Annotated in this window: 6 protein-coding genes and 1 tRNA gene; 2 read left to right on the top strand and 5 right to left on the bottom strand. The window is 72.3% G+C overall.

All coding sequences use genetic code 11. The features are described 5' to 3' along the window. Positions 1-47: 47 nt before the first annotated feature. The 4 genes from ACFU6K_RS26670 to ACFU6K_RS26685 all read right to left on the bottom strand — a co-directional run bounded on the left by ACFU6K_RS26670 (position 48) and on the right by ACFU6K_RS26685 (position 4,573). On the bottom strand, positions 48-608 hold the full coding sequence (locus tag ACFU6K_RS26670; protein WP_049651438.1) for an HIT domain-containing protein: 561 nt from the start codon (positions 606-608) through the stop codon (positions 48-50). A 146-nt stretch (positions 609-754) separates the two neighbouring features. After that, the gene (gene thrS, locus ACFU6K_RS26675; protein WP_380667111.1) at positions 755-2,734 is read right to left on the bottom strand and encodes a threonine--tRNA ligase; all 1,980 of its coding nucleotides are present in this window, start codon (positions 2,732-2,734) and stop codon (positions 755-757) included. Positions 2,735-2,822: 88 nt separating this feature from the next. Beyond that, entirely contained in the window at positions 2,823-3,986 is a 1,164-nt protein-coding gene (locus tag ACFU6K_RS26680) for a hypothetical protein (protein ID WP_380667113.1), read from the bottom strand. 32 nt (positions 3,987-4,018) lie between these two features. Then, positions 4,019-4,573, bottom strand: coding sequence for a DUF4365 domain-containing protein (locus ACFU6K_RS26685; RefSeq protein WP_380667115.1), 555 nt, complete (start codon positions 4,571-4,573; stop codon positions 4,019-4,021). A 165-nt stretch (positions 4,574-4,738) separates the two neighbouring features. Here ACFU6K_RS26685 and ACFU6K_RS26690 point away from each other — a divergent pair, with 165 nt between their 5' ends. Beyond that, positions 4,739-5,506: an exonuclease domain-containing protein gene (locus tag ACFU6K_RS26690; protein WP_380667117.1), complete on the top strand. Its 768-nt coding sequence runs from the start codon at positions 4,739-4,741 to the stop codon at positions 5,504-5,506. Between the two features lie 81 nt (positions 5,507-5,587). Here the strand turns inward: ACFU6K_RS26690 and ACFU6K_RS26695 are convergent. After that, positions 5,588-5,659: transfer RNA gene (locus ACFU6K_RS26695), tRNA-Val, on the bottom strand. Between the two features lie 572 nt (positions 5,660-6,231). Between ACFU6K_RS26695 and ACFU6K_RS26700 the strand changes: the two genes are divergently transcribed. Continuing rightward, complete coding sequence (locus ACFU6K_RS26700; RefSeq protein ID WP_030056266.1) at positions 6,232-6,645, top strand: SsgA family sporulation/cell division regulator; 414 nt, start codon at positions 6,232-6,234, stop codon at positions 6,643-6,645. Positions 6,646-6,845 lie beyond the last annotated feature (200 nt).

The following is a 6,845-nucleotide window of genomic DNA, read 5'->3' on the forward strand; positions in this document are numbered from 1 at the left end:
GCCCCACCGAGATCCTCGGTGGGGCCCTCTCACGTCCGTGCTGTGGATCAGCCCTGCGGCCAGACCTCGGCCAGCATCTTCCGGGTGTCCGCCAGCAGCTGCGGCAGCACCTTGGTGTGGCCGACCACCGGCATGAAGTTGGTGTCCCCGCCCCAGCGCGGCACCACGTGCTGGTGCAGGTGCGCCGCGATCCCGGCCCCGGCCGCCGCGCCCTGGTTCATCCCGATGTTGAACCCGTGCGCCCCGGAGGCCGCCCGCAGCGCCGTCATCGCCTTCTTGGTGAAGTCCGCCAGCTCGGCCGTCTCGGCCTCGTCCAGGTCGGTGTAGTCGGCGACGTGCCGGTACGGGACCACCATCAGGTGCCCGCCGTTGTACGGGTACAGGTTCAGCACCGCGAACACGGCGCTCCCCCGGGCGATGACCAGCCCCTCCTCGTCGCTCAGCGACGGGATCGAGCAGAACGGACAACCGTCGTCCGGAGCCGGGCCGGTGGGCTTGTTCTCACCCTGGATGTACGCCATCCGATGAGGCGTCCACAAGCGGCGGAAGCCGTCCGGCTCGCCGACGCCCCGCTGAAGTTCCGGCTCAGTCGTCATGCTGATCAGCATATTCGCCCGACGGTGCTTGCAAAGCCGCGCGGGGCAGACTCATCGAGAGCCTGCCCCGCGCAACCCCGCGAACGCGGGGCCTACGGCACCTTCCTCCGGTGCGCGTTCCGAATCTTCGGATCACCCCCGCTCAGGCGGGGCCCACCTCACACCTGGATACGACGCGCCACAGCATCAACGATCTCGGCGATGGCCTCGTCACGGGGCACGCCGTTCTTCTGCTCGCCGTTGCGGTAGCGGAAGGAGACCGCGCCCGCCTCGACATCGTCGTTGCCCGCGATCAGCATGAACGGCGTCTTGGAGCGCTGTGCGTTGCGGATCTTCTTCTGCATGCGGTCGTCCGAGGTGTCGACCTCGACCCGGATCCCGTGCTTCTTCAGCTCGGCCGCGACCTCCAGCAGGTACGGCACGTGCTCGTCGGTGATCGGGATGCCGGTCACGGTGACCGGGGCGAGCCACGGCGGCATGGCGCCGGCGTAGTGCTCCAGCAGCACCGCGAAGAACCGCTCGATCGAACCGAAGAGCGCCCGGTGGATCATGACCGGTCGCTGACGCGAGCCGTCCGCGGCGGTGTACTCAAGATCGAAACGCTCGGGCAAGTTGAAATCGAGCTGAATCGTACTCATCTGCCACGTCCGGCCGATGGCGTCCCGCGCCTGCACCGAGATCTTCGGGCCGTAGAAGGCCGCGCCACCCGGGTCCGGCACCAGCGGCAGGCCCTGCTTCTCGGCCACGCTCGCCAGGACGGCGGTGGCCTCCTCCCAGGTCTCGTCGCTGCCGACGTACTTGACCGGGTCCTTGGTCGACAGCTCCAGATAGAAGTCGGTCAGACCGTAGTCGCGGAGCAGGTTGAGCACGAAGGTCAGCGTGGAGTCGAGCTCCTCCGCCATCTGCTCGCGGGTGCAGTAGATGTGCGCGTCGTCCTGCGTGAAGCCGCGGGCACGGGTCAGGCCGTGCACGACGCCGGACTTCTCGTAGCGGTACACCGTCCCGAACTCGAAGAGGCGCAGCGGCAGTTCACGGTACGAGCGGCCGCGCGCGTCGAAAATCAGGTTGTGCATCGGGCAGTTCATCGGCTTGAGGTAGTAGTCCACGCCCTCGTCGAGCTGCATGGGCGGGTACATACCGTCCGCGTACCAGTCGAGGTGGCCGCTCTTCTCGAAGAGCTTCCCCTTGGTGGCGTGCGGGGTGTAGACGAACTCGTAGCCCTCCTCCTCGTGCCGCTTGCGCGAGTAGTCCTCCATGGCCCGGCGGATGATGCCGCCCTTGGGGTGGAAGACGGCGAGGCCGGAGCCGATCTCCTCGGGGATGGAGAAGAGGTCGAGCTCGTTGCCGAGCTTGCGGTGGTCGCGCTTCTCGGCCTCGACGAGGAAGTCGAGGTGGGCCTTGAGCTCGTCCTTGGTCGGCCAGGCGGTCCCGTAGATGCGCTGCAACATGGGGTTGCGCTCGCTGCCGCGCCAGTAGGCGGCCGCGTTGCGCATCAGCTTGAACGCCGGGATGTGGCGGGTGCTGGGCAGGTGCGGGCCGCGGCAGAGGTCGCCCCAGCACTGCTCGCCGGTCTTGGCGTCCAGGTTGTCGTAGATGGTGAGCTCGCCGGCGCCCACCTCGACGTCGGCGCCCTCGCCGGCGGTGGCGGCGGAGCCCTTGAGGCCGATCAGCTCCAGCTTGTACGGCTCGGCGGCCAGCTCCTCGGCGGCGGCCTCGTCGGTGACCACGCGGCGGGAGAACTTCTGCCCGCGCTTGATGATCTCCTGCATGCGCTTCTCGATGGCCTTGAGGTCATCGGGGTGGAAGGGCTTCTCGACGTCGAAGTCGTAGTAGAAGCCGTCCTTGACCGGCGGGCCGATGCCGAGCTTGGCCTCGGGGTAGAGCTGCTGCACGGCCTGGGCCATGACGTGCGCGGTGGAGTGGCGCAGGATGTCGAGGCCGTCCTTGCTGCCGATCTCGACCGGCTCGACCTCGTCGCCGTCCTGGACGGCGTAGGCGAGGTCCTTGAGCTGGCCGCCGACGCGGGCGGCGATGATCGAGCGGTCGTCGGCGAAGAGCTCGGCGGCCGTGGTGCCCGTCGTCACCACGCGCTCTTCCCGATCGGGTTCGCGGCTGATGATTACCCGGACGTCCGTCACCGGTCTCTCCTGACGTGCTGGATTTCAGAGGACGCAACACTGCGCTGCGCGTGACGATGGTACCGAGAGCGCCGCCCCTGCCGTCCACCTACGCCCCTTCTCCCCCTTCCTCCGCCTTCTCTCCGAGCGACTTCAGCAGCCGCTCGCGGTCCCCGTCCTCCCAGCCGCGGAGCTCCAGTCCGTGCGGGCGGACGAGCCGGCGGAAGCCGTCGTGCCGGTCCAGCCGGCCGGAGACCCGGACGGGCAGGCCCGCGAGGTGGGCCTCGGCGGCGAGCCGGTAGTCGGGGTCGGGCAGGCGGAGCTTGAGCTCACGGACGTCGGCGCCGGTCAGCACCCGGAGCCGTACCGAGCCCGGTCCGGCCGGGTCGGCGCGCTTGAGCCGGGTGACCACGCCGAGCACGGTGACGGCGATCGCGGGTTCGGTCCGTTCCAGCAGGTCGGCGGCCTCCGCCAGGGCGGGCAGGTCGCCGGGCGAGAAGTCGAGGTCGATCCGGCGGTCGCCGAAGCCGCCCGGTGTCCCGGCGGCGGGTGACCAGGCGACGCTGAGCCGGGCGGCCGTGGCGTCGCGCACCAGGTCCTCGACGGACCGGACGAGCTCGCGGCTGACTCCGGCCCCGACGGCGTTCCCGAAGGCCTCGGGCCCGCCGCTGACCCGGCGGTAGTCGACCGCGTCGCGCAGCGCCTCCAGGGCCCGGACCAGGGTGGTGACGGCGGCGCGGCCCTCGGGGGCGGGGGTGTGCGCGGTGAGGGCGGCGCCCTGTTCGACCAGCAGGACGCGGTCCAGGTAGTCCCCGGCGAGGCCGTCCAGCCGGGCGCCGAAGTAGCCGGCCCTGGTGCGGGCGGCCTTGGCGCCGGCGGCGAGCATCCCGCGGGCCGCCCGCCGGAGCCGCTCGGCCTCGTCCCAGGAGACGGTCCCGGCGGGGCCGGGCGGCTCGCGGTGCCAGCGCAGTTCGTCGCCGGGGACGGCGAGGGCGAGCAGGATCGAGCGGGCGGAGGGGGTGCGGGAGCGGGAGAGCGCGGCGACGGCGTCGGTGAGGAGTTCGACGGCGTCGTCGAAGCCGTCCCCGGCCGGGACGAGCAGGCTGGTGCCGGGTTCCTCGTCGGGCGGGGTCCAGCGTCCGTACCGGGCGGCCGGGCCGCCGCGGCGGACCCAGCCGTGCCGGGCGAGCAGGGTGGCGAGCACGGCGGGGTCGACGGCGGCCGGGTCGGGCAGGGGCCGGGCCGGCTCGCCCGGTGCGTACGGCGGTGTCATGGGTCCGGTTCCTCCCTGCCGCGGCCGGGCCGTCACGGGCTGCCGCCCGCGCCGATCCGGGCCATGATGTCGCAGAGCGCGCGGTCGTCGAAGACCTTGTCGGTGGGCACCCGGACGTTGGTGCGCCGCTGCCCGGTGACGGGGTGGCCGGCCAGGTTGACCCAGTAGCAGCAGTGCCGCAGCTCCAGGGCGTCCGGGCGGGCCCGCAGCCAGTGGTCGACCCGGCGCGGGAGCAGCATCACGACCAGGATCCGCGGTACGGCGACCCGGGGTCGGGCGAGCTTGCGCAGGTGGTCGTTGTCCAGGGTGAAGCTGAAGAACGGTCCGGCCGGGTGGGGCGCGACCTGCTGGGTGGCCTTGAGCTGGATCTTGACGGTGACCTCGTCGTCCACCTCGTGCGCCCGGGAGCCGTGGCTGACGTGCCAGTCGATGCCGTTGTCCGGGAACGGCTGGGAGAGCGAGCAGCCGGCCGCGGCGGCGACCGCGTGCAGGTAGCCGACCTGCAACGTCTCCATGCAGGCGGTGACGGCGAGGTTCCCCCGCGGTGCGGCCGCCGCCTCCTCGGGCTGCGGCTGGGTCAGTGCCATCGCCCCGTGGCCTCCCCCGGCTCGGGCCCGTCCCGGTCCGGACGGGTCGGTCGATTCGATCGGGACAGTCATGGGCAGGATCCCCGGTCGGGCTTGAGCCAAACGGGTTGAAGGGGCGTCAGAACCGGGTATCAACCGGGCGCAACGCTCGTCTGAGGGGCAGTCATGCAGCAGCACTGGTACACCGGCCCGCTCGCCTCCTTCGACACCGAGACGACCGGCGTGGACGTGGAGAACGACCGGATCGTCTCCGCCGCCCTGGTCGTCCAGCTCGCGCCGGGCGCACCGGCACGGACCACCACCTGGCTCGCCGATCCGGGGGTCCCGATCCCGGACGGTGCCCGCGCGGTGCACGGCATCACCGACGAGCGGGTGCGCGCCCACGGCCGTCCGGCCCGCGCGGTGGTGGCGGAGGTCACCCGCGCACTGGCGGCCGAGGCGCTGGCCGGGCATCCGGTGGTGGTGATGAACGCGCCCTACGACCTGACGCTGCTGGACCGGGAGCTGCGCCGTCATCACGGACTGACGCTGGCCGGGGGGCTGGCGGCGGCCGGGTTGGTGGTGCTGGATCCGCGGGTGCTGGACAAGCACGTGGACCGCTACCGCAAGGGCCGCCGGACGCTGACCGACCTGTGCGCCCACTACGGCGTGGAGCTGGCCGGGGCGCACGACGCGGCGGCGGACGCGACGGCGGCGCTGGCGCTGACCCGGCGGATCGGCGCCCGCTACCCGGCGGCGCTGGGCGGGCTGTCGGCGGCGGAGCTGCACCTGCGGCAGGCGGTCTGGCACGCGGCGCAGGCGCGGGGGCTGCAGAACTGGTTCGACCGCTCGGGGAAGGCGGAGCGGGTGGACCTGTCCTGGCCGCTGCGGCCGGCCCGGTGCGGCTGCGGGCGCCGACTGGAGCCGGAGCACGGCTGCGAGGCGGCGGCGTAGCGGGGCGGCCCCGGCATCCGGGCCCCGAACGCGCCGCAGGCCCTGACCTGTTTCCTGGTCAGGGCCTGCGTGCTGTCCGGGTGGGCGATACTGGGATCGAACCAGTGACCCCTTCGGTGTGAACGAAGTGCTCTCCCGCTGAGCTAATCGCCCGGGTGCAGAGAAAACATTACCGCATCCCGGAGGGTGCTCCGACCACCCTCCCCGCCCGCGACCTCGCCCCCCGGTCGCCCTCGGGGCTCCCGTCCGGCTCCCCCGGTCGCGGCGGCGCACCCGCGGGTCCACGGCCCGGCGGGCGGCCCCGGGGAGATCACCAGCCGGGCGGTGGCGGCGCGACCGGTCCGAGCGCACCCCCGGGAGGCCGGCCGGGGGGATCGCGACCAGCCGGACCGGTGCGGCGCCGACGGGCGGCGGACGACGGCCGGGGCCCGTGAACCGGTCGCCCGTCCGCCGTCGACGACTGCGTCAACCGCCACGACCGCTTCACCCGTTCCCGTGTTCCCGCGCCCCTTGTCGTTTCGCACAGTCATGCCAGGAAACTAACCAAGTAGCGCCCGGGTAATGCCCGGCCCGGCCGCTGCGGGGCGATTCCGCAATGCGCCGTAAGGGGTACGACTCGCGCCCGAATCGGGACAGAGGGGTTTACATCGGTCTTGGGGGTGGGATGGTCCGTTCGCCGACGTGCGATTCCCCGAGCGCACACTGAGCGAAAGGCCATGGCGCTTATGAACACCACGGTCAGCTGCGAGCTGCACCTGCGCCTCATCGTGTCCAGCGAGTCCTCACTGCCCGTCCCCGCGGGCCTGCGCTATGACACCGCCGACCCCTACGCCGTGCACGCCACGTTCCACACGGGCGCCGACGAGACCGTGGAGTGGGTGTTCGCCCGAGATCTCCTCGCGGAGGGGCTGCATCGACCCACCGGTACCGGCGACGTCCGGGTGTGGCCGTCGCGCAGTCACGGGCAAGGGGTGGTCTGCATCGCACTGAGCTCTCCGGAAGGAGAAGCCCTGCTGGAGGCCCCGGCCCGAGCGCTTGAGTCGTTCCTCAAGCGGACGGACGCCGCGGTGCCCCCCGGCACCGAACACCGTCACTTCGACCTCGACCGGGAGCTGTCCCACATCCTCGCCGAAAGCTGACCCCGTCCGGAGGGCGGTCACGCCCCGCTGTCGGCGGGGCCATACCGCCTGCCGCCATCGCAGCCGTCCTACTCGGGGGCACGGCAGCGGACTCAGCCGCGCACGACGCGGTCTCGGGGCCGGTGAGGCGGTCCCGCTCCCACCCGGAGCTGGACCCGGCACCGCAGGCGCCCGGCACCGAGGCCGGTCACCCGTGAGGA

The organism is Kitasatospora sp. NPDC057512, assembly GCF_042802135.1.
Taxonomy (GTDB): Bacteria; Actinomycetota; Actinomycetes; order Streptomycetales; family Streptomycetaceae; genus Kitasatospora.